Origin of the sequence: uncultured Sulfitobacter sp. (assembly GCF_947500075.1) — a bacterium.
GTDB lineage: Bacteria > Pseudomonadota > Alphaproteobacteria > Rhodobacterales > Rhodobacteraceae > Sulfitobacter.
On the sequence record NZ_CANMQS010000005.1, the window covers coordinates 231,385 to 253,450 of the forward strand.

General features: G+C 60.2%; 21 protein-coding genes and 2 tRNA genes. 9 read left to right on the top strand and 14 right to left on the bottom strand.

The window, feature by feature from the left end; translation table 11 throughout:
• Positions 1-148 precede the first annotated feature (148 nt).
• Complete coding sequence (locus Q1A91_RS16975; protein WP_299880550.1) at positions 149-1,462, top strand: oligosaccharide flippase family protein; 1,314 nt, start codon at positions 149-151, stop codon at positions 1,460-1,462.
• A 6-nt stretch (positions 1,463-1,468) separates the two neighbouring features.
• Here the strand turns inward: Q1A91_RS16975 and Q1A91_RS16980 are convergent, their stop codons facing one another.
• The 9 genes from Q1A91_RS16980 to Q1A91_RS17020 form a co-directional block, all read right to left on the bottom strand.
• Positions 1,469-2,779 (bottom strand): DUF874 domain-containing protein, encoded by a 1,311-nt coding sequence (locus tag Q1A91_RS16980; RefSeq protein WP_299880143.1) that lies wholly within the window; start codon positions 2,777-2,779, stop codon positions 1,469-1,471.
• 132 nt (positions 2,780-2,911) lie between these two features.
• Positions 2,912-3,808: a CpsD/CapB family tyrosine-protein kinase gene (locus Q1A91_RS16985; protein WP_299880145.1), complete on the bottom strand. Its 897-nt coding sequence runs from the start codon at positions 3,806-3,808 to the stop codon at positions 2,912-2,914.
• 70 nt (positions 3,809-3,878) lie between these two features.
• Positions 3,879-4,652, bottom strand: a complete 774-nt coding sequence (locus Q1A91_RS16990; protein ID WP_299880147.1) for a sugar transferase — start codon at positions 4,650-4,652, stop codon at positions 3,879-3,881.
• Between the two features lie 454 nt (positions 4,653-5,106).
• A tRNA-Glu gene (locus tag Q1A91_RS16995) sits at positions 5,107-5,181 on the bottom strand.
• A 90-nt stretch (positions 5,182-5,271) separates the two neighbouring features.
• On the bottom strand, positions 5,272-7,011 hold the full coding sequence (gene recJ / locus Q1A91_RS17000; protein ID WP_299880149.1) for a single-stranded-DNA-specific exonuclease RecJ: 1,740 nt from the start codon (positions 7,009-7,011) through the stop codon (positions 5,272-5,274).
• A gap of 68 nt (positions 7,012-7,079) precedes the next feature.
• Positions 7,080-8,048: a class II fructose-bisphosphatase gene (glpX, locus tag Q1A91_RS17005; RefSeq protein ID WP_299880151.1), complete on the bottom strand. Its 969-nt coding sequence runs from the start codon at positions 8,046-8,048 to the stop codon at positions 7,080-7,082.
• Positions 8,045-8,740 carry a ceramidase domain-containing protein gene (locus Q1A91_RS17010; protein WP_299880153.1) on the bottom strand — a complete coding sequence of 232 codons (696 nt, stop codon included), beginning with the start codon at positions 8,738-8,740 and terminating at the stop codon, positions 8,045-8,047. Before Q1A91_RS17010 ends, glpX begins: the two co-directional genes overlap by 4 nt.
• Before the next feature lie 8 nt (positions 8,741-8,748).
• Positions 8,749-10,047: a homoserine dehydrogenase gene (locus Q1A91_RS17015; protein ID WP_299880155.1), complete on the bottom strand. Its 1,299-nt coding sequence runs from the start codon at positions 10,045-10,047 to the stop codon at positions 8,749-8,751.
• A 108-nt stretch (positions 10,048-10,155) separates the two neighbouring features.
• A complete protein-coding gene (locus tag Q1A91_RS17020) occupies positions 10,156-10,443 on the bottom strand; it encodes a hypothetical protein (protein WP_299880157.1) in 288 nt (95 codons plus the stop codon).
• Between the two features lie 77 nt (positions 10,444-10,520).
• Between Q1A91_RS17020 and Q1A91_RS17025 the strand changes: the two genes are divergently transcribed.
• Positions 10,521-11,120 (top strand): TetR/AcrR family transcriptional regulator, encoded by a 600-nt coding sequence (locus Q1A91_RS17025; RefSeq protein ID WP_299880159.1) that lies wholly within the window; start codon positions 10,521-10,523, stop codon positions 11,118-11,120.
• Positions 11,121-11,351: 231 nt separating this feature from the next.
• Here the strand turns inward: Q1A91_RS17025 and Q1A91_RS17030 are convergent, their stop codons facing one another.
• Positions 11,352-12,263 (bottom strand): pirin family protein, encoded by a 912-nt coding sequence (locus Q1A91_RS17030; protein WP_299880162.1) that lies wholly within the window; start codon positions 12,261-12,263, stop codon positions 11,352-11,354.
• A gap of 99 nt (positions 12,264-12,362) precedes the next feature.
• Positions 12,363-13,532 carry a reductive dehalogenase gene (locus Q1A91_RS17035; protein ID WP_299880165.1) on the bottom strand — a complete coding sequence of 390 codons (1,170 nt, stop codon included), beginning with the start codon at positions 13,530-13,532 and terminating at the stop codon, positions 12,363-12,365.
• Positions 13,533-13,576: 44 nt separating this feature from the next.
• Between Q1A91_RS17035 and Q1A91_RS17040 the strand changes: the two genes are divergently transcribed.
• A complete protein-coding gene (locus tag Q1A91_RS17040) occupies positions 13,577-14,584 on the top strand; it encodes an NAD(P)-dependent oxidoreductase (RefSeq protein WP_299880553.1) in 1,008 nt (335 codons plus the stop codon).
• Positions 14,585-14,767: 183 nt separating this feature from the next.
• On the opposite strand, the gene tmk is transcribed toward Q1A91_RS17040, so the two are convergent.
• Genes tmk through Q1A91_RS17055 form a run of 3 tightly spaced genes read right to left on the bottom strand, consistent with a single transcriptional unit; the run spans position 14,768 to position 17,522 of the window.
• Positions 14,768-15,394: a dTMP kinase gene (tmk, locus tag Q1A91_RS17045; RefSeq protein WP_299880168.1), complete on the bottom strand. Its 627-nt coding sequence runs from the start codon at positions 15,392-15,394 to the stop codon at positions 14,768-14,770.
• Positions 15,391-16,560 (bottom strand): D-alanyl-D-alanine carboxypeptidase family protein, encoded by a 1,170-nt coding sequence (locus Q1A91_RS17050; protein ID WP_299880556.1) that lies wholly within the window; start codon positions 16,558-16,560, stop codon positions 15,391-15,393. The genes tmk and Q1A91_RS17050 overlap by 4 nt, the downstream gene beginning before the upstream one ends.
• A gap of 35 nt (positions 16,561-16,595) precedes the next feature.
• A complete protein-coding gene (locus Q1A91_RS17055) occupies positions 16,596-17,522 on the bottom strand; it encodes an SPOR domain-containing protein (protein WP_299880171.1) in 927 nt (308 codons plus the stop codon).
• Between the two features lie 237 nt (positions 17,523-17,759).
• Here Q1A91_RS17055 and Q1A91_RS17060 point away from each other — a divergent pair.
• The 6 genes from Q1A91_RS17060 (at position 17,760) to xerC (ending at position 21,951) form a co-directional block, all read left to right on the top strand.
• A tRNA-Ser gene (locus Q1A91_RS17060) sits at positions 17,760-17,849 on the top strand.
• A 149-nt stretch (positions 17,850-17,998) separates the two neighbouring features.
• A complete protein-coding gene (locus tag Q1A91_RS17065) occupies positions 17,999-19,207 on the top strand; it encodes a site-specific integrase (protein ID WP_299880174.1) in 1,209 nt (402 codons plus the stop codon).
• A 106-nt stretch (positions 19,208-19,313) separates the two neighbouring features.
• Entirely contained in the window at positions 19,314-20,132 is an 819-nt protein-coding gene (locus Q1A91_RS17070; RefSeq protein WP_299880177.1) for a hypothetical protein, read from the top strand.
• A gap of 97 nt (positions 20,133-20,229) precedes the next feature.
• Positions 20,230-20,439: a MerR family transcriptional regulator gene (locus Q1A91_RS17075; protein WP_299880179.1), complete on the top strand. Its 210-nt coding sequence runs from the start codon at positions 20,230-20,232 to the stop codon at positions 20,437-20,439.
• On the top strand, positions 20,439-20,858 hold the full coding sequence (locus Q1A91_RS17080) for a hypothetical protein (protein ID WP_299880181.1): 420 nt from the start codon (positions 20,439-20,441) through the stop codon (positions 20,856-20,858). Before Q1A91_RS17075 ends, Q1A91_RS17080 begins: the two co-directional genes overlap by 1 nt.
• A 58-nt stretch (positions 20,859-20,916) precedes the next feature.
• Positions 20,917-21,951 (top strand): tyrosine-type recombinase/integrase, encoded by a 1,035-nt coding sequence (xerC, locus tag Q1A91_RS17085; protein ID WP_299880184.1) that lies wholly within the window; start codon positions 20,917-20,919, stop codon positions 21,949-21,951.
• The last annotated feature ends 115 nt before the right edge of the window (positions 21,952-22,066 follow it).

Here is a 22,066-nt window from a genome sequence, read left to right on the forward strand (position 1 = left end):
GTCCTTGAGCGCCGCAATTTTGGAACTTTTAACTTAGCATAGGCTAATGGTACACGAGATTTGCAGGCTCTACCCCTGGGGCTTGGCAAAAGTGAGGCGTGAACGAGTGCTGGCGCGGGCCAAACATATTTTCAGTGGCGGTGGGCTGATGGCGCGCGTGCTGCGGTCCACATCGTGGATCCTGATGGGATACGGTGCGTCACAGGCGCTGCGGTTGGCGTCGAACCTGATCCTGACGCGGTTGTTGTTTCCCGAGGCTTTTGGCCTGATGGCGTTGATCACAGTTGTGGTGGTCGGGTTGTCGCTGTTTTCCGATGTCGGCATTTCCCCTTCCATCGCGCAGAGCAAACGGGGCGATGACCCGGATTTTCTGAACACCGCCTGGACGATACAGGTCATGCGCGGCTTTATCCTGTGGCTCGTGGCGAGCGTTCTGGCCTATCCACTTGCGGCTTTCTATGACCAGCCTGATCTGGCGGTCTATCTGCCGATTGCAGCACTCTCGCTGCTGGTGGCGGGGTTCAACCCCACGCGGATTGAAACGGCGCACCGGCATTTGCTGATGGGGCGCCTGACGGCGCTGGATTTGCTGAGCCAGGTGCTGGAAATCGCGCTGCTCATTGGGCTGGCGCTGTGGTTGAATTCCGTGATGGCGCTGGTGATTGGCGGGGTGATCGGTGTGACGCTCAAGCTGCTGCTGACATGGCGCTTCCTGCCGGGCGACGCGAACCGCTTTCGCTGGGAATGGGCCGCGGCGCGGGAGCTTGTCACGTTTGGAAAGTGGATATTCCTGTCCACCATTTGCTATTTTTTTGCCAGTCAGGGTGACCGGGCGGTGCTGGGCAAATTCCTGTCGATGGAGACGCTGGGCATCTACAATATCGGTTATTTTCTGGCGAGCTTTCCCTTGCTGCTGGGGCTGAGTGTGACGGCGCGGGTGATGATTCCGGTTTACCGCGAAGGGGCCGCACCGGCGCGGATTTCACGGATGCGCTATGGGTTGTCGACGGGGGTGATCGGGTTGCTGACGCTGGCGGCATTGCTGGGACCCTGGGTGGTCGATCTGCTATATGATGACCGCTACTATGCGTCGGGTGCGATACTGGTGCTGGTGGCGCTGGCGTTGATCCCGCAGGCGGTTGGCATGACCTATGATCAGGCAGCACTCGCAGCCGGAGATTCGCGACGGTTCTTTGTCTATTCAGCCGCGCGCTCTGCCTTGCAGGTGGCACTGCTTTTGCTGGGTGTTACGCAGGCAGGCTTGATCGGCGGGATCATAGGGCTGGGTGTGGCCATGGCGCTGGCGCATCTGGTGCTGATCTGGCTCGCGCGGGCCCATCGGGTCTGGGACCCCGCCCATGACCTCATTTTCATGGTGGCAGGCAGTGCTGCAACTGCGGTGGCGATCCGCCTGCATTGGCCGCGGATCATGGAGCTGATGGCAGCGACCCCGGCGGGTTAAGAGCGATCAGGCTTTGCCAATCTCTGCTTTGCGCGCCATGCGCGCAGCACGGCCGCGTTTGCCTGCATCCCGGCGCCGCTTGCGTGCCACGGATTTGTCACGCCGGGCGTTTGTGCCCGGTGCCTGCGGGACGGAGGCGACAGGCATCAGACCTGTTTCCCGCTCCATCTGCCGCGCGGTGCGGATGATGGGGCGGCGCAGGTCCAGAAGAAAAGCCAGGATCAGCGCAATGCCGACCGAAGCAACACCCCCCATCGCAGCAAGACGCTTGCGACTGGCGGTGACGGGATAGTCGGGGATCTGCGCTTCTTCGAGGGTGATCAGACGCTCACCGCGCGCAGCTGATTCCAGCGTAAAGCCCACTTCGGCTTCATTGCGGCGGGTCGAAATCACATCAAGCTGCCCCTGCAACTGATCCAGCCGACGGTCATAATTGGCCAGCGCACGTTCAACTTCGGGTGTCGTCTTCAGGCTGTCGGCCAGTGTGTTGCGGCGTTCATCCAGCAATCGACGCTGGGTTTGCAGGCTGGTCAGCTCTGTCTCCAGATCTGCTTGCTGGCGCTGGACGGTCGGCGCGCGGTTGGACCGGTCAATCCGGCTGAGCGCCAGTTCCACGTCGATGATCTCCCGGTCAATCGTCAGGAGAGAAGCGTTCAGGCTGCCGATTTCTTCGCGGCGAAACTCAAGGCTGCCTGCGATGGAGAGGTCATTCTCGCCCCGAAATGCCGTCAGTTCTTCCTCAAGTGCAGCGATGTCGCGGATCAGGTTGTCTTCCTGCCGCTGAAAGAACTCCAGCGTTTCGCGGGCCTGTTCCTTGCGGCGGTCGCTTGACAGGGACCGGGTGCGGTCGGCAAATTCGTGGGCGACGGCCTGCGCAAGCTCGGGCGTCTCCATCTCTGCGCTGATGGTCAGCACTGCAATTGTGCCGTCATCTGCAAAGCCTTCGCGCACCGCAGCGACCCCATTGATAAAGACGGACCGCCGCAGCACATCGACCTTTTCCCACATGGCAAGATCAGCGGCATCTGCATAGAGGTCGTATTTCTCAATGATCTCCTGTAGGCTGTTGCGGGCCATCAACTGCTGTTCAATCAGTTGCAAACGGCGTGCGGAAGACCCCGCAACCGTGCTGGGGGCGAGTTCATCGTCAATCTTGGGCTGTTCGATCTGGATGACTTCGGACGCGCTGTACAGATGCGGCGTACTCAGCGCCCAAAGCACCGACGCCAGACAGCCCAGCATGGTGATCATGCTGATCATCCATGCGCGACGGCGTAGCATGTCGACAAAATCAGCGAGGGAATAGATCGTACCCATCGTTCAGGTCTTTCTCACACAGGTCAGGTTGCGGGCAGGCCGCGCGTTCAGGCTGGTCATTAAACAGAGTAATCGGGCAATTATAGGGCGATCACGGGCAAGCGGACAGGGGCCGCATGCGGCAGCCGACGTTCAGCTGTACCGCGTGATGGAATTGGCCCGCGCCCGGTTCAGGACAACACCCAGCAACGGGGCCTTGCCGTCGATCAAACGCTCACATTCCTTCAGCTCACGCCCCATGGTCTGTGTTCCATCAGATACCAGCAGTACCGCATCCAATTGCGGCAGAAAGGCCGTGGCATCATCATAGGTCAACATGCCCGGCAGGTCATAGAGCACCATCTCAGGCCGGATCGCCGCCCGCATCCGTTCCAGCGTGGTCGCGGTTGCTGCATCCTGAAGGATCTCGGCGGGGTTGTCTTCGACTTCGTCGTTCAGCCCCAGCGCCAGCGTTTCGCTGGGCCGCACAAGATGTGCGCCGATGGAGGTCTGACCGCTGAGGAAACCGGCGATCGGCCCGTCGACGGCCACATCGAAGGCATCCCCCAACGCAGGGCTGCGCATGTTCATGTCCATCAGCAGGGTGCGTGAGCCGGGAACCCGCGCAAGGCTGAGCGCGAGGTTCACAGCCGTGAAGGTCGTGCCGCACCCGGAGGTGGGCGCCATCACACCGATATTGGTCCAGCCGTGCTTCAGCGTCGTCTGGCGCAGACGGGTGCGCAGTTGGTCAAACGCGCGCCGGGTCGTCGGATCCCGGTCTGCCTTGGCCAGTGATTTCTGCATCGCCGAGGCTGACCGGCTTTTGGGGCCGGGCAGGGCAAGCGACAGGTCCTGCCAGCGCGGGGTCCGCAAATCGACGCTGAGCATCTGCTTGTCGACGAGGGCCGCATCGTGGGTCAGGCCACGCTGCTTGGCGCGCGCCAGGACCGTGCTGCGGGGGCGGATGCTGTGGCCGAGGATCAGCGACTTGAGGTGCTGTCCCGCGTCCAGACCTGCGTCGAGGTCGCTGTTCTGATATGTATCTCTCATTGCGTCCTCCTTTCAGCAGCGACGGCGTTTATGTGCAATTATGCGGCGGTCCGACAGCGCCGTCACGCGATCAGCAGCCTGTGCGGCGCAATACCACACCAACGGTTTTGACCAGGACCTTTACATCGGTGCCAAGGCTCAACGTGGTGTTGTACGTCGCATCTACTTCGTTGCGGTGGGAAAATCCGTTGCTGTTGCGGGCGGACACCTGCCAGAGGCCGGTGATGCCGGGACGCAATGCAAAGTAGGATACCGGATCGCCATACATCGGCAGTTGATCGGGCATCATGGGGCGGGGACCGACAATGCTCATATCGCCGCGCAGAACGTTGAAAAGCTGTGGCAGTTCATCAAGGGAAGTTGCGCGCAGGATGCGGCCAATGCGCGTGACCCGTGGATCGACCCGCAGTTTTTGCAGATGATCCCACTCTGTGCGGAGCTTGGGATCAGACGCGAGGTAGTTTTCCAGAACTTCATCGGCGTTCCTGACCATCGTGCGGAGCTTCAGGATGGAGAAGCGGCGTCCGCGACGGCCGAGCCGGTCTTGCGTGTAGAATGGTGATCCCCCTTCCAGATAGAGCGCCAGCGCACATAGCCCGATCAGGGGCAGGGCGATGGGCAGGCTCAGGAGGACAAGTGTCATGTCCATCAGGCGCTTGCCTGCATCGCGGTATAGCCGGAACGGCGATTCCCGCTCTGCCCGTGCGGCTTCCCATACGTATTCCCGCGCTTCCGGACCTGTGCCAGACAGATCTTCGTAGGGTACGGCAGCTTTCAGTGTATCACTGGCTACAGGCAAATCGAACAGACCGTAACCCGGCCTATTCGTTGAAAATTTCTTCATCACAACCCCCCAAGGGTCACTTTACATTTAACGCACCATCCCGGCTTGAAATCGCCGGTCCGGTCACTCACATACGCCGCGCAATGAGACCCGCAGCCTTGGCCAATACCCAAGGCTGCGACCCCCAAACGAAACCCACGGCACCCCTTATACCAATCAATTCGTCACAATTTAACCCTATTTCCGCCGCAGGCTGCAGGAGAAGCCCTTGGCATGTCGTGGATTGTGTTCACACCATACCAGTTTTCGGCCATTTTTCGCCTTATTTATGCGAAACACTCTGTTTCCTGGACCTCTGATCCAATGTCAGAATTGCCTTGGGATTGTTTCTGGAAATGGGTGTTTATTGACCACGATTGCGAAACAATCGCTGCATGGGCCGTACATTGTTGAAAAACAAGCCGATGCCACCGATTTCCGGTGGGCGGCAGCTTTCATCAATGAAAATGGAAAATGGCATCCCGTAGGGGAATCGAACCCCTCTTTCCAGGTTGAAAACCTGGCGTCCTAACCGATAGACGAACGGGACACTAAGGTCGTGAGCGGTTCATTAGGCAATCGCACCATGGGGCGCAAGTGAAAATTGCAGCCCCTTTGCCAAAAAGCGCATCAGGTCGTTCTAGGCGGGTGCTGCATCTTCCAACCGCAGCTGAACCCGGCGCCGGCCTTGCCAGTCATTCAGGTCTAGCCGCCCGGCCAGATGGAACCGCGCACCGCCATGCTGCTCAAGGGCGGGACCAAGGGCGGTGTCATAGGCGCCAAAAGCAATCGCATCCATCCGCGCGCCCAGCCCGTCGCCGAAACTGACCTTGAGGTGGTTTTCGCCCACACGCTTGGCAAAGCTGATCTGCATGTCGGCAAACACAAATCGCGGGGCAGGGGCTGCGGCACCGAAGGGGCCTGCGTGTTCGATCTGCTCTGTCAGTTCTACCGTTGCGGCACCGGGCATCAACACACCTGTCACCTGCAGATCTGAAGGCCCTGCCAGATGCGCGCCCTGTTTCTCCAGCAGCTCCTCAAGCCGCGCCATCGCCGCGTCCAGCTTGTCCTCTGCCACGGTCAGCCCGGCGGCCATCTTGTGTCCGCCGCCCTTGATCAACAGCCCCTCTGCGGCAAGCCGTTGAATGGGCGCGCCCAGATCAATGCCGCTCACGGACCGGCCCGACCCCTTGCCGATGCCGTTTTCCAATCCGATCACGATGGAGGGCCGGTTCGAGGCTTCTTTGAGCCGCGACGCAACGATCCCCACAACACCCGGATGCCAACCGGGGCCAGCGGCCCATGCCAATGGCGTGTCAAAGCCGCGCTCTTCGGCCTGTGCCATGGCGGAAGCGCGCACGCTGGCTTCAACCTCCCGCCGTTCGGTGTTGAGTGTATCAAGCCGCTCTGCCAGCGCTGCGGCCTCATGGGGATCTGCGGTTGATAACAGCCGCGCACCCAGATCGGCCTGGCCAATCCGTCCGCCCGCATTGATGCGCGGCCCGAGAACATATCCTAGATGATAGGCGGTTGGCGCTGTCTCCAACCGCGCCACATCTGCCAGTGCCGTCAGCCCCGCGCGGGCGCGCCGGGCCATCACCTTCAGCCCTTGCCGCACAAAGGCGCGGTTCACCCCGGTCAGGGGGGCCACATCCGCGACTGTGGCGAGGGCCACCAGATCCAGCATTGCCATCAGGTCCGGCCCCGTGCTGCCCGCCTCGCGCAACTGCCGTCCGGCTTCCACCAGCATCAGAAACACCACCGCAGCGGCGCAAAGATGCGCAGAGGCGCCATCTTCATCCTGACGGTTGGGGTTCACCACCGCGAGGGCATCAGGCAGCGTTTCCCCGCCAAGGTGATGGTCCAGCACCACCACATCCGCCCCCACGGCTGCTGCAACCGGCCCATGCGACAGCGTCCCGCAATCCACGCAGATGATCAGATCATGATCCCGCGCCAATGCGGCCATCGCTTCATCGTTGGGCCCATAGCCCTCATCAATCCGGTCCGGCACATAGAGCGTCGCCCCATGCCCCATGTCGCGCAACCACGTGAGCAACAATGCGGCAGAAGACCCGCCATCCACATCATAATCCGCAAAGACTGCAATCTTCTGACGCGCCTTCCAGGCCGCCAGAAACCGCGCCGCTGCCGCTGCCATGTCTTTGAGGGATCGTGGATCAGGCAGGAGATCCCGCAGGGCAGGGGCCAGAAACCCCTCTGCCTCCTGCGCTGTCACGCCACGCCGCGCCAGGATCTGACATACCGGTTGCGGCAGGCCAGCGCGCTGCACCAGGACCTCTGTGGCGCGCGCCACGTCAACACCGGGACCAACCCAGCGCCGCCCGGTCAAGGATGCCTCGACATTGAGAAAGCTCACATCCCGCCCCTTCCAAATGGTTCAAAAAACCCCCGCGGCGCGTCCCGTCCCCGCAGCCTGCGCTGTCGTTACTCGGAATCGACCGGGGTGCGGTAGTTGATCCGCCGCACGGACCCCGTCTTGGACCGCATGATCAGCGTCTCTGTCGTCATCCAGCCGGGTTCGCGCTGCACACCGGGCAATAGCGTGCCGCCGGTCACACCGGTGGCGGCAAAGATCACATCCTCAGTGACCATTTCATCGCGGGAATAGATCCGGTTGAGATCCTCAATACCCGCTTTGCGCGCACGGCTCTTCTCATCGTCGTTACGGAACAGGAGCCGCCCGTACATCTGCCCGCCCATGCACTTGAGCGCTGCTGCCGCCAGCACGCCTTCGGGTGCGCCGCCTTCGCCCATATACATGTCGATGCCGGTACCGGGTTCCGCGCAGTGCATGACGCCTGCCACATCGCCATCGGTGATCAGGCGGATGGCAGCGCCCGTCGCGCGCACTTCCGCAATCATCGCCTCATGGCGGGGGCGTTCCAGAATACAGACCGTGATGTCCGCAGGCGCACAGCCGCGCGCCTTGGCCAGCGCGGTCACCCGTTCGCCGGGGGACATGTCCAGCGTCACCACATCAGCTTCAAACCCCGGACCAATCGCCAGCTTGTCCATGTAGACATCCGGCGCATGCAACATGGAGCCGCGTGGGCCCATTGCAATCACCGTGAGCGCATTGGGCATGTCCTTGGCGGTGAGCGTGGTGCCTTCAAGCGGGTCCAGTGCGATGTCCACGCCCGGCCCGTTGCCGGTGCCGACCTCTTCGCCAATGAACAGCATCGGCGCTTCGTCCCGTTCGCCTTCGCCAATCACCACCACGCCTGCAATGTCCAGCATGTTGAGCTGCTCGCGCATGGCGTTGACCGCGACCTGATCTGCGGCTTTCTCATCGCCGTGCCCCACCAGCCGGGCAGAGGCGAGTGCTGCCGCCTCCGACACACGGGCAAGGCCCAGCGACAACATACGATCCTGAAAATCAGCGGTGGCAGTCATGGTTCAACTTCCTTGTTGGTATTTCTAATCAGTGCCTGCAACAGCAGGGCAATCATGGTCCCATTCAGCAGATGCCAAAACAGATGCGTACCATAGGGCCAGACATCGCAGAGCGCCATGTCAGTGGTGCGTAGGGTGAGCGACAGAATAAAGGTTGCGGTTGCCGCAACAAACCACCAGCGCACCCGGTGGCGCATCCACAGGGCAACCGCGCTCCAGATCAGCATGGCGATGACGGCTGGCAGATATTGCTCTGACCCGTTGAAACGGCTGGGGCTGTCGGCAGGTGCGGACGCGGCGGGATCCGCGGCAGGCCAGATGAGCCACAACGCGACACCCAAAGCGATGAGCCCCGCGAGCCCAGCCGCAATGCGCCGGGGCGCAACGCCGCCCAGATGCGCGATGGAGATCAGCGCGTAGCACAGCACAAAGAGCCAGATCGGCACAACATCGGTCAAGGCAGCCCACCGGGTCGCATGGGTGTGAAACAGGAACGATCCAATCCCGATCATCGCGGCAAGGCAGATCAGCAGCCAGATCGACGGCCAGTAGAGCGCGCGTCGCCGCGCCTCCACCCCCGCCCAAAGGGCTGCAAGGATAAAGGACAGGTTGGAGACGGCGTTCAGCGGCTCGGCCCAGAACGACGGGTCGGTGCGTTCGCAATAGATGTCAACGGGCGCGTGCCAGTCCATCGGTGGGGTCAGACCTCTTCGATGCGCAGTGCAACGGGCGCGCCTGCCATGACGCCGGTGCTGTCCATCGCGGCCAATGCGGTGGTCAGGGCAGCCTGCGTGGTTTTATGCGTCACGATCAGCACCGGGGCCGAGGCATCGGCATGTTCATACTGGCGCATGCGGTTGATGCTGACGCCTGCTTCACCCAGCACGGTGGCGATCTTGGCCAATGCGCCGGGTTTGTCGACCAGCGCCATGCGGAGGTAATAGGGCGCGGGCAATTGCGACTGCGCCGCTTTGGACGTTTTCAACGTGGTGGCGGGCTGGCCGAAGACCGGGCCATTCAAACCGCGCGCGATGTCGCAGACATCGGCCATCACGGCACTGGCCGTGGGGCCTTCGCCCGCACCGGCACCGCGCAGCACGATCTGACCCACAGCATCGCCTTCGAGCACGACCATGTTGGTGCCACCCTCAAGCTGGCCGAGTGGGGAGGTCTGCGGCACAAGGCAGGGCTGCATGCGCTGCTCCAGCCCGCGGCCGGTCATCTGGGTGACGCCCAGCAGTTTGATCTTGTAGCCCATGTCGGCGGCGGCGCGGATGTCCTCAATGGTGATATGTTCAATCCCTTCAAGGTCGATCCCGTCGAAATCCACCTTCGTGCCGAAAGCGATCGAACTGATCAGCGCGAGTTTATGCGCCGCATCAATGCCGCCCACGTCCAACTGTGGATCCGCTTCGAGGTATCCCAAACCATCGGCTTCGGCGAAAATCTCCTGATAGGTGGCGCCGGCGTTCTCCATCCGGGTGAGGATGTAGTTGCACGAACCGTTCATCACGCCCATCACGCGGGTGATTTCATTGCCTGCCAGCCCCTCCATGAGGGTCTTGATCACCGGGATACCGCCCGCAACCGCCGCTTCAAACCGCAGCGGGATGCCTTTGGCCTCCGCCGCTTCGGCCAGCGCTTGGCCGTGGATGGCGAGCATCGCCTTGTTGGCGGTGATCACGGCTTTGCCAGCGGCAATCGCGGCTTCGGTCGCGGCTTTGGCGGGGCCGTCTTCACCGCCCATCAATTCGACAAAGACATCCACATCGTCGCGGGTGGCGAGCGCCACAGGATCGTCTTCCCAGGCGTAACTGTCGATGTTCACCCCCCGGTCGCGGCCTCTGGAGCGGGCAGAGACCGCGGAGATGGTGATCTCCCGCCCTGTGCGCGCGCTCAACAGGGCGGCTTGCTGGCGGATGATGCGCACCACGCCCACACCCACGGTGCCCAGACCGGCAATTCCAAGGCGCAGCGGGCCGGTATTCGTCGGTGTCATGGCATCTTCCTTTTGACCTGAGGTGTTGCGCCGCGATGTAGCGGGTTCGGCCCGTTTGCGCAACGCAGCTTTGACGTGGAAACACTGTGTCAGGAACCGGCGGTGCGGTTATTGCAGGCCTTCGGCCAGCCGCTGGCGTTCGCGGCCTGTCAGCACCGATCCCCTGATCTGCGCGGCACGGGCGCGCAGATTGGCAACGCGGGCTTCCAGCACGGCTTGTGTCTGGGTGTTGTCGCGCGTTGCGGTGCGGGTGCCTGCGAGGATCGGGTCAAGCGGTATGAGGGCAGGAAAATCCGCGTTTTCCAGATCAGGCGATACTGTCTGGTCCAGTTCGGGGAACTGGGTGCAGGCGGTGAGTGCGCAGAGCGCAAGGGCTGAAAGGGCAAGCCGCATCATGCTCCCTTCCTGCACCACGATCTGGTTTCGCGCAAGCGGGCTTTGCTTTTGAACAATTGTTCATTAACCACTGTGACATGGCACGAACAACGGGATCCCATTCAGACATTACCGGCCCGCGGGTGCGGGCGGCGGCGCTCAAGCTTTTTGCGCAAGACGGCTATGCGGCGGTGTCGATGCGCGCGATTGCAGCGGAAGTCGGCGTGCAGGCGGGGGCGCTCTATAATTATACGCCGGACAAGCAGACGCTGCTCTTTGATCTGATGCAAGGCCATATGGATGTGCTGCTGGCCCAGATGCCCCAGGGGGATGGGCAGGAACCGCTGGAGGCGCTCAAGGCTTTTGTGACCTTTCACCTGCAATACCATGCCGGGCGTCCCGATGAGGTGTTCATCGCCTATATGGAATTGCGCAATCTGTCGGATGAGAATTTCGCCCGGATCGAGGCGCTGCGCCGGAGCTATGAGGATCGGCTGGAGCATATCCTGCAGGCGGGCAGGGCGGCGGGTCTGTTTCGCATTCACGATACCAAGATCGTGGCGCTGGCGATCATCGCGATGCTGACCGGGGTGAACACCTGGTTCCGCGCGGGCGGGCGGCTGTCGCTGGATGAGGTGGTTGCGCAGTATTGGGATATGGTGCGCAATGCTGTGGGTGCAGGTGAATTGCCGCGCTAAAGCGCGATTTCCATTCCGGGTGTTTGGGGCGGGGGTGAGCCCATCTGTCATTTGCCGGTGGGTGTTGTGAGGATGGTGGCCCGTTTTGCTGAGAGGTGCTTGAGGGATCAGGATGATCCTCAAGTCACCTGTGCGAGGGTGGGTGGCGATTCTCTTCGGCCTCAAGGACAAGCCGCGCAAGCGCGGTGCGTGCCGCATCCTTGACCCCGAAGAGAATCACCGTCTTGTGTCTCAATGCGCGGGTTTGATGAACTGGCCGTTGCGCAGGTCGGCAAAGGCCTGTTGCAGTTCGGCCTGGGTGTTCATCACGATGGGCCCGTGCCAGGCGACGGGTTCCTCGATGGGCGCGCCGGAGATCAGCAGGAAGCGGATGCCGCCCTCGCCTGCCTGAACGGTTACTTCATCCCCGGTGCCGAAACGGATCAGCGTGCGGTCGCCTGACAGGTCGCGGATGTTGAGTTCTTCGCCCGCGACTTCCTTTTCCAGCAGGACACCGGTGGGGTCGGAGGCATCGGCGAAGGCGCCGGCACCCTCAAAGACATAGGCAAAGGCGCGGCGGTAGGTGTCGATGCGGAAGGTCTTTTTCAGGCCAGCGGGCACGAAGATGTCGAGGTATTGCGGATCGGCGGCAATGCCATCGACCGGGCCTGTCTTGCCCCAGAATTCCCCTGTGATGACTTTCACGCGGGTGCCGTCGTCATCGGTGACCACGGGAATGTCGGCGCTGGTCACGTCCTGGTAACGCGGCGCGCACATCTTTTGCGCGGCAGGCAGGTTGCCCCACAATTGGAACCCATGCATCTGGCCACGGGTGTTTCCGGCGGGCATCTCCTGATGCAGAATGCCGGAACCGGCGGTCATCCATTGCACGTCGCCTGCGCCCAATGTTCCGGTGTTGCCCAGGCTGTCGCCATGATCCACCGTGCCTTCCAGCACATAGGTGATCGTCTCAATCCCCCGGTGGGGGTGCCAGGGGAAGCCTTTCTCAAAATCTTCGGGGTGGTCGTTGCGGAAGTCGTCAAACAGCAGGAACGGGTCCAGCTCACTGGGGTCCTGAAAGCCGAAGGCGCGGTGCAGTTTGACGCCGGCGCCTTCCATGGTGGGGGTGGCGCGGCGGGTTTCGAGTGTGGGTCTGAGGGACATCTGTGTTCTCCTTCAATCGGGGTGCCGCTGAGATGGGGCGGAACGTATTGCGCTGCAAGCACCACGCGCGAACGGGGGCTGTGCGTGCATGCGCAGGTCTCAGCCCTGGCGCGCCCACCATGCCGCGGGTTTCACCCGTCCGCCGCGTTTGCGGTCCATCCAGAGGGCGATCTTGCGGGCAGGCGACAGGGCCAGTTTCAGCCACATCCGATGCTGCCATTTGCGAAAGTCGCGGTTGAAGGGGCAGACCCGCATGCAGATCGCGCAGTCAGAGGAGAGTTTGGCCCAGAAGCCGAAGCATTTCGCGGCATCCGATGTCCATTTGCGCACGCCTTTGATTGACGACGGGCTGTCGTTGGTGACCTCCGGTGGGCCAAAGGGCAGGGCTTTGACCGGGCAGGCGTCGGCGCATTTTGTGCAGATGTCGCAAAAGGCGCGCACGCCTTGGGGTTTGGGCGCATCATGGGTCAGGGGCAGATTGGTGAAAATCTTGGAGAACCGCAGGCGGGGTCCGAATTCGGGCGTGATCACCATCTGGTTGCGCGCGTATTCGCCAAGACCTGCCTTGACCGCGAAGGGGATCACAAGGCCGGTGTCGTTCATCGAAGCTGTCGCTTCATAGCCGAGGTTGCGGATATAGGCGGCCAGTTGCATCACCACAGCGGCCTCATGGCTGTATTCGCGGCCTGTGGCGGCACCGGCAAGGGCAGACGGGTAGGTGGCAACCAGATCTTCTTCCATTTCATGGCCCAAGACGATCACATGGGTCAGTCCTTCGGGTAGATCATTGGGGGCGGCGGAGAGGTCGCGGGTGTCCACGCGGGATTCGTAGAGCCAGCGGGTGTCGAGATCGGTGATGCCGCAGAGATCCGCGCCAAAGAATTGCGCGATGCGTTTGACTTCCGCGCTCATGGCGGTCGGATCGTCGACGGGGACCTGTTCGGGGGCCACGGGGGTGTCATTGGCGATGGGGGCCTGAAAACCCTCCCGTTTGCCGTCCTCGGCGCCCCGGTTGGTGATCACATCACTGATCAGCCAGCTGGCGTTGCGCAGGGCAAAGTCGCGCTGGCCGAACCCATCGCCACGGCGGGGGGTGGCCTCCATGCGGTAGGAGGCGAAGAAGGCATCGGTTTTGGCGCTGCGGATGCTGTCGTCCCAGAAAGCGCGGGTGAAAATGTCATTGCGTTGGGTGAAACGCTCAAACTCCGGGGTGACTTCAATGCCTGCGGCGGCATCATCGGGATGGGTGGGATCATTGCGGATATTCATGGGCGTATCTGGCCGCGTCCGCCGTGATTTGTCAAAGGGTCGCAATCAAGCGCGACAGGTCGCAAGCGGGCAGGGCTGATGGGCAAAACGCGAAACAGGAGAGCGGTATGAGAGTTGGGTTCATTGGCTTGGGCAATGTGGGCGGCAAGCTGGCGGGGTCATTGCTGCGCAATGGGGTTGATCTGAGCGTCTATGATCTGAACGCTGGTTTTGTTGCGGATTTCGCAGCACGCGGCGCGCGGGCGGGCGGATCGGCGGCAGAGTTGATGCAAAGCTGTGATGCGGTGATCACCTGCCTGCCCAGCCCTGCGGCCTGTGCGGCGGTGGTGGCCGAGATGTTGCCCCATGTGGGTCCCGGCAAGATCTGGATGGAGATGTCGACGACCGATGCCGACCAGATCAAGAGCCACGCCGAAGCGGTGATTGCCGCGGGCGGGGAAGCGGTGGATTGTCCGGTGTCGGGGGGGTGCCACCGGGCGGATACGGGTAATATATCCATCTACGCAGGCTGCACGCGGCCGACCTTTGAGCGGGTCCTGCCGATCCTGACGCATATGGGGCGGCGGATCCTGCATGTGGGGGAGGTGGGGACATCATCGACGTTGAAGGTGATGACCAACTACTTGGCGACGATCAATCTGCTGTCCCTGTGTGAGGCGCTGACGGTGATGAAAGCGGCAGGTATGGATCTGGGCGTGACCTATGAGGCGATTGCGGCTTCCTCGGGCAATTCCTTTGTGCATGAGACGGAAAGCCAGCTGATCCTGTCAGGCGCGCGGGATGTGAATTTCACGCTTGATCTGGTGCAAAAGGATGTGGGGCTGTTTCAGAAGCTTGCGGATGATCACGGGGTGCCGCTGGAGCTGTCACCCAAGATGATCGAGATGCTGGGTGACGGGCAAGAGCGGTATGGGGTGCGGGCGCAGTCGGACCGGATGATTGAACGGCTGGAGGAGGCCACGGGGTTGAGCATTACGGCGCCGGGATTTCCGACCGAGCTGGTGGATGATGAACCCGAAGAGCGCGGGTATGAGGTGCCTATGCGCAGATAGGGGATGAATGCGTTTGCGTGATCTATCTTGGGCGTCGTGATTGGGGAGATGGCGTGCAGGGATACTTTTGGCCGAAAAGAGGGGCCAGGGCGGTGGTCGGGCAACGGCTGTTGCATGTTGGGGCTGAGACTGCGGGCACCGGTTGAGAAGGGGTGCGCGCGATCTTCGGGCTGAAGATCCGGGTCAGGGCAGGTGGGGCATGACGGCGGCGGATACGTCTGCGGCAACGTCGTTGATGTCGCGCGCGCCATTGATGGTCACGTAGCGGGCAGCGAATTCTTCGGCCAGGTTGAGAAAACCGGTGCGCATGGCGGCTTGCAGGCTCTCGCCAAAATCCTCGAACCGTTCTTCGCTGCCCTGGCGGCCCTTGGCGCGGCTCAGCCCTTCCTTGGGGTCCATGTCGATGAGCACGGTCAGGTCAGGCTCCACCCCGATCATCAGATCATGCAGGGCGTCCACCGTGCCGCGCAGATCGCCGCGCGACAGGCCCTGGTACATGCGGGTGCTGTCGGCGAAACGGTCGCAGATCACCACTTTTCCGGCGTTCAAAGCAGGCTGAATGGTCCGTTCCAGATGATCCCGGCGCGCCGCGGTGAAGAGCAAAATCTCCGTCTCTGCCGACCAGCGGTCAGGGTCGCCCTGCAAGACCAATGCGCGGATTTCCTCGGCCCCCGGTGAACCACCGGGTTCGCGGGTCAGGACCACATCGCGGCCCGCGTCGCGCAGGTGATCGGCCAACAGCCGGGCCTGTGTGGACTTGCCCGACCCGTCAATGCCTTCGAAGCTGATAAAGAGACCTTTGTCGCTCACGAAGCGTCCTGCGGTCCTGCGTTCAGACGCGCGAGCAGATGCGTGGCTGCGGCGGTCAGTTTGACCATGAAACCACCGGGTGCGACGCTGTCGGAGGCGACAAGGGGCACGCGGATTTCGGGCAGTTCATCGCGGTTGATCACCAGTTCGGCCAGTGTCTCTCCCTTGGTGATGGGGGCGTGGAAGGGGCCTTTGTAGATGACCTCTCCCTTTACGCCGCCGTCACCGGTGACAGGGGCGAGAACAGACAGGTCTTCGGCCAGTTCCAGTCCAACGCTCTGGACCATCCCCAAGGCGACGGGCGCTTCTGCCAATTGTTTGCCTGCGCGGCCCAGATCCCGCTGGGTGAACTGGCGAAAGGCCCAGTTGACGATCGATTCCGCTTCCTGCGCGCGGGCAGCGGCTGTTTCGAGCCCGGTGATGACAAAGATCACCCGCCGGTCGCCCTGTTTGGCTGATCCGACAAGGCCGTAGCCCGCCTCTTGTGTGTGCCCGGTCTTGAGGCCATCTGCCCCAATGCCAAGCGTCAGCAGCGGGTTGCGGTTGGACTTGTTCTGGGGCGCGCGGCCATCAAACAGGAATTCAGTCTCCGCAAACAGCGGATAGAATTGCGGATAATCGGAGATGATGCGGCCCGCGATCAATGCCAGATCGCGCACGGACATCAGGTGTCCGGCCTGCGGCCAGCCATTGGAATTGGCGAAGGTGGAATTGGTCATGCCCAATTGTTGCGCGCGTTGGGTCATCATCCGGGCAAAGCCATACTCCGTGCCGTCAGGGCTCAGCGCTTCGGCAATCACCGCGCAGGCGTCATTGCCACTGAGCACGATGATCCCGCGCAGGAGGTCCTCGACCTTGACCCGGTCGGTGGTGTCCAGAAACATGGTGGAGCCGCCGTAGGACATCGCGTGTTTGGAGACGGGCAGTTCCTCCACCAGATCCAACCCGCCAGCGGCCTTGCCGCGCTGCACCGCCTCAAACGCCATATAGAGCGTCATCAGCTTGGACATGGATGCAGGCGGCAGGGGCGTGTCGGCGTCCTTGGCCAGCAGCACCGTGCCGGTGGTCTGGTCAATCACGTAAGCCGCCGTCGCATTGGTCTCAAATGCGGAGGCGGGCACAGCCAGCAGGATCAACGCAAAGCTGGCAGAAAGCAGGCGCATCATCATCTGGGGCAGGCTCCTTTTCACAGGGGCGTGTGTCAGCTGGACACCGCATAGGCGTCGGAAAATCCTTCGCCCTTGATGGTTTTGAGGATCGTGTTCAACTCGGATTTGGTGTTGGCGGGACCGACGACAACGCGCCAGAAAGCCTTGCCGTTGATCTCGGACCGTTTGACGGTTGGCAGCAGGCCCGCGCTCTGCATTTGTTTGGCGGCGCGGTTGGCGTTGGCTTCCACACTGAAAATGCCAATCTGGATGAAGGGTTTGGCCAGACTGGAGGGTTTGGGCGCTGGTTTCGGCGCAGGGGCGGGCGCTGCGGCAGCCGTTTCGGTGGTGGTTGGTTCTGCGGCTTCGATTGCGGCGCCTGCGGAGGCAATGGGGTCGAGGGTGGTTTCAGCCACCTCAGCCGGGGCATCGACACCGGCCACGGTGGTGATGTCCTCAGGCGCTGTTTCGGCAGCAGGCACTTCCGCCTCTTCCCGGCGCAGGGCCGTCACGTTCAACGGGGCAGGTGCACCAGCAAGGATATCAAGAGACGCCGCCGCGTCAGAAGAGATCTGCAACCGTGGGCCGGGCAGATCACGCTCGCGCCGGAACAAAGCGCCGATCACGAATTTACCGTTTGCTTCGTTGCGGATGATCACCCGCTCAGGCTCTTTCACATCCGGGTGCGCGACCCAGACCCCGCCCAGAGAGGGCCGGCCATCCCAAAGCCCCTGATCGGAGACGTTGAAGACATCCGGTGCCTCAACATCACGCTCCACCGTCTGGCCGGAGGGGGCGGCACTGCCTGAGGCGCTTTCGGTGCTGTTGCCGCCGCCGAAACTGGGCATCGACAGGCTGAAGTTGCCCGCATCATCACATCCCGCCAGAAGGGCTGCGGTGGCCAGGCCAAGCGCACAGAGCCTTGCCCGCAGGAAAGGGCGGTGTGTCGCGTCCATGGTGCTGGTCGAGGTGCTGCTCATCTGTGGTTGTCCTTGCCTGCTGGCTCAAAGCAACGCTTTTGCGTCTGTCTGAGCGTGCCTGTTTGTCCCCTGACGAGGATCTTGTCGACAGCATAACCTGTGAAGGAAGGCCTGAAAAGACAAGCCTGCCGAGATAAGCAATTTTCCCCTCCGCGTTTGCCGGTGCGATTTGATGCTGTGATCGGTGCAAAGTGCATTTGCCGAATCGCGATTGGGCCAGTAGGAGGGGCGGGCTGCGGAGGTTTGGCAGAGTGGTCGAATGCACCGGTCTTGAAAACCGGCGGGCGTGAAAGCGTCCCCAGGGTTCGAATCCCTGAGCCTCCGCCAGCCCACCATTTATCTGAGTTCGGACGGATCGCCATTGGTGGCATTTTTCTATTGTTTATTTGGCTATAGCGCGCCGCATCACTTTCCTTGAGTTACTTTCGATGATCCCTATATTCGTTCCTTGAGTGGTATGGAGTGTGGTATTCTCAATGGCCCTAACTGGTAAGCTGACAAAGAATCTGGTCGAGAACCTTGGCGCTGGGCGGCATGGCGATGGGGGTGGGTTGTATCTGGTGGTTGATCCATCGGGAGCGCGGCGATGGATTGTGCGTGTGGTGGTCAAAGGTCAGAAAAATAGAAATGGCGCACCGCTTAGAACTGACTTTGGTTTGGGCGGTGCTGATGTTGTGACGCTCAACCAAGCGCGTGAGCGGGCGTTGGAGTATCGTAGGATGGCCAAGCAAGGTCTGAATCCGCGCTTCAATGCACGTCAAGAGGTGCCAACCTTTGAAGAGGTAGCGCAACAGGTCCACATCGACCGGATGCCTACATGGAAGAACGCCAAACATGGGCAACAGTGGATCAACACCCTGCGCGATTATGCTTTCCCCAAGATTGGGCGAATGCCAGTTGACAGCATAGGTCAGCCGGAAGTGATGATGTGTCTTGCGCCAATCTGGACCGAAAAGCACGAGACAGCCCGCCGTCTCGCCCAACGCATCAAAACGGTTCTGGACGTAGCGCGATCAAAGGGCTTTCGTTCAGGTGAAAACCCCGTAACCGCAATCAAAGACGCTCAGGCCTTGCCTAAGGTCAAAGCAAAGCCGAAGCACCACAAGGCTATGCGATGGCAAGATGTCCCCGATTTCTATGCTAGTTTGCGTGGGCGAAATGCGATGGCGGCAAAGGCATTGATGTTTACCTGCCTTACGGGTTCGAGGACAGGTGAGGTACTTGGTCTGCGTTGGGCAGAGATTGATGTTGAGGCGCGTCTTTGGACATGTCCTGCTGAACGGATGAAGACCGGTGAAGAGCATCGTGTTCCGCTCACGAATGAAATGCTGGGAATCATGGAGCCACTTCGCGCTTTGAATTCGGACTACGTTTTTGAAGGTCAGAAACGAAACAAGCCGCTGTCAAACATGTCGATGCTTATGCTGTTGCGCCGAATGAATGTTGCGGGTGTGACTGTACATGGCTTTCGTTCCACTTTCCGCGACTGGGCTTCTGAGGTAGCGAACGCGCCACGCGAAGTCGCCGAATTGAGCTTGTCACATCAAGTTGGCTCTGATGTTGAGCGCGCCTATGCGCGATCTGACTTGTTGGAAAAGCGGCGGATTTTGATGGATCGCTGGTCGAGGTATGTTTCGGAAGCGAACTGTGACGTGATTGAGTTGGTTCACGGCATAAGAGAGTAAATGCGGAAAGGCCCTTTGAGCGACACCTTTTCAGAAAAGCCGGGTTCGGTTCGGTTTGTTCTGGTTGGTATTGAAATGTGGTAAGGGGTTCGCCATCTCACCCTTTATGACAGACAAATCAACCGACGAATTGATAGAACTGGCTTTGGATGGCCTGATAGGGCAACCAGTAAAGAACGCTCTTGCGCCCGCCTTCTCTGGCGATAGCTTGCCGCGCTTGGATACCTCAAAGCCAAATTTCCATGACAATAAGCGTGAGTTCCAGTTGGAAAAGGACGTTGTTGCGGCTGTCATCCATCACCTGGAGGGCATAATTGACCAGTTTGTGTATGAAAATGATGATCATGAACGGTCGAAGATGCGCGACCGGTTAGAGACGGCTGTAGACGAGGCGGCCATTGTTGCTTCGAGAAGAACGAACGTTCAGACACCGAGGGATTTGGCTGTAAGAAACGTTGCCGAAACGGGTTTCTTCTTGTCGTCAATGTTTGTCATCATTAACACGATGGAATGCTACAAAATAAGGCTTAGAGACCTCGAGGATCAGGAAAAACAGTTCTGGAGTGTGCCTCATCGTCCGCCAAACTATTACGCTAGGACAATCGCGCTTCGTTTGGCGCGGCTATACGCAAAAACACATCAAGCAAAGCCCACGTTTGGGATTGCGAGAGATGGGAATCATCCCTCGACCGAATTTGGTCGTGCGCTGGAACAGATTTTTGCAGCTTTGGAAATCAAAGCGTCTGTCCGCGGGGCCGCGGAGTGGGCGATTGGGCAATTGACAGAGGACGAGATCAATCCGCCTCAGCGCGGGTTGCTGGGGGCTCTGCTGGGTTCTCCGGGCGATCCACCATTGCCAAAAAAGTCTTCGAATAATGCGACGTGTGATATCGTGGAGGCCTTGTTAAAAGGTCAGAGTACTTAGCCCTTTTCAAAGCTGTCATTCCGGCTTTCCCCGCTTGTTCTCAAGGCAAATCAACGGTGCTTAAACGGTTCCAGTCCCAACAAAGAGGATTGGATCAATGAAAGCACTTTTTGAACAAAACCGTAACTATGCTCTGGGCGACCCGGAACTGGACCTCATTGGCGACCGCGACAAGCTGGCGCAATGGCGTCACAAGGGCGTCGGGCCAGCTTTCTACAAGCTTGGTCGTAAGGTTATCTACAGCGGCGCTGATCTCAACGCATGGGCAGACGCACAACGTGTTGAGCCGGGCACCGAGCGCCAGTAATGGCGTCGCGCTTTAAAACGCAGAGCATCAAAGCCAACAAGACCTATGAGGTCGCAGAGCTGGCAGATGCGGCCTGTGTTTCGATTCCAACTGTCCGCAATTGGCTCAAGGCCGGAATGCAGAAAGTTGATGATCAGCGCCCTACTATGATCATGGGCTTTCAAGCACTCGAGTTTCTCAAGACCCGCAAGGTCAAAGGAAAGCGCCCCATGGCCAAAGGCGAGTTCTTTTGCATGCGCTGCAAGGACCGCAGAGAGCCTCTTGGAGCGATGGCCGACTACGAGCAGACAAGTGCGACAGGCGGGCGTTTGAAGGCCTTCTGCGCGGTTTGCGAGTGCCCTTGCAACCGGAACATAAGCGCACGTGATCTGCCCAACATCCTCAAAATTTTGGATGTCGCAATCAGGAGCAGTTCGTGACCCTAAAGGAACCCTTCAACTCCCTCTTAAACTAGCACTTCAGGAAGGACGCTGAGTCATGCGGAGATACAATGCAGCAAATGAGCGCTTGAAGCGCTGTTACGAACAATATCTTAGAGAAGCCAAAGGCCAGGATGACAAGTCAATCGACAAGGTCCGGGCCGCGTTGGTAAAGTTCGAAGAAAGCACCAAGTTCAAGCCCTTTAGAGCATTCCGTATTGATCAGGCGCGGCAATTCAAAGATGCATTGAGCCGTGCCAAAACCACCAAAGGCAAGCCTTTAAGCCTCACTACGACGGACGCTACCCTGCGGTTGGTTAAGGGGTTCTTTCACTGGCTGGCTGGCCAGCAAGGGTTCAAGAAGGTTCTGAGCTATGCGGACGTTGAATACTTCAACAACAACCGCAAAGACGCACGGGCAGCCCATGCCCAACGCCCGGTTCACTTCCCTTCTAAACAGGCGGCCTATCACGCGTTTCAGGCGATGGTTGACAGAACGGAACTGGAACGGCGTGACAAGGCCATGTTCGCCTTCGTGATGATCACAGGCGCGCGCGTTGCCGCTGTGGCTTCTCTGCGATTGAAGCATATCAATCTAGTTGATGGGTTGGTTCATCAGGATGGGCGGGAGGTTCAAACCAAAGGGGGAAAGACAATCACGACTTGGTTTTTTCCTATGCATCCTCAGTATTTGGTCTGCTTCACTAATTGGGTGACCTTTCTGCGGAATGACAAAATGTTTGGGCAGGAAGATGCATTGTTCCCACGACCGGAGCGGCGGCTCGTGAACGGCAAGTTCGCATTCGATACGCTTTCCCGCAGAAACTACGCTAACGGAGCAAAAGTGAATGAGGTGTTTCGGGGAGCCTTTGAGCAGGTCCAGATGCATCCTTACGGCGCACACTCTGCCCGCAAGACGCTGGGGCAAGAACTCAGCGACCGGAACCTTCCTCTAGCAACACAAAAGGCGTGGTCACAGAACTTAGGACATGAGAGATTTACAACGACTGTGTCCAACTACCTGCCGGTTTCTACGCAACAACAGGGTGAGCTAATCAAGGGGCTTGATCAAGGCAAGATTCCTCACAATTAACAGCAGGCTGAGCCTGTTCCTTCCCGACCCGTTCCATGACCGCAGTTCTGTCGGTGTTAATAGAGACTGCCGCAATTTTTGTTTCAGTCCTTGGGGCGCGCCCCGAGACTTCTGG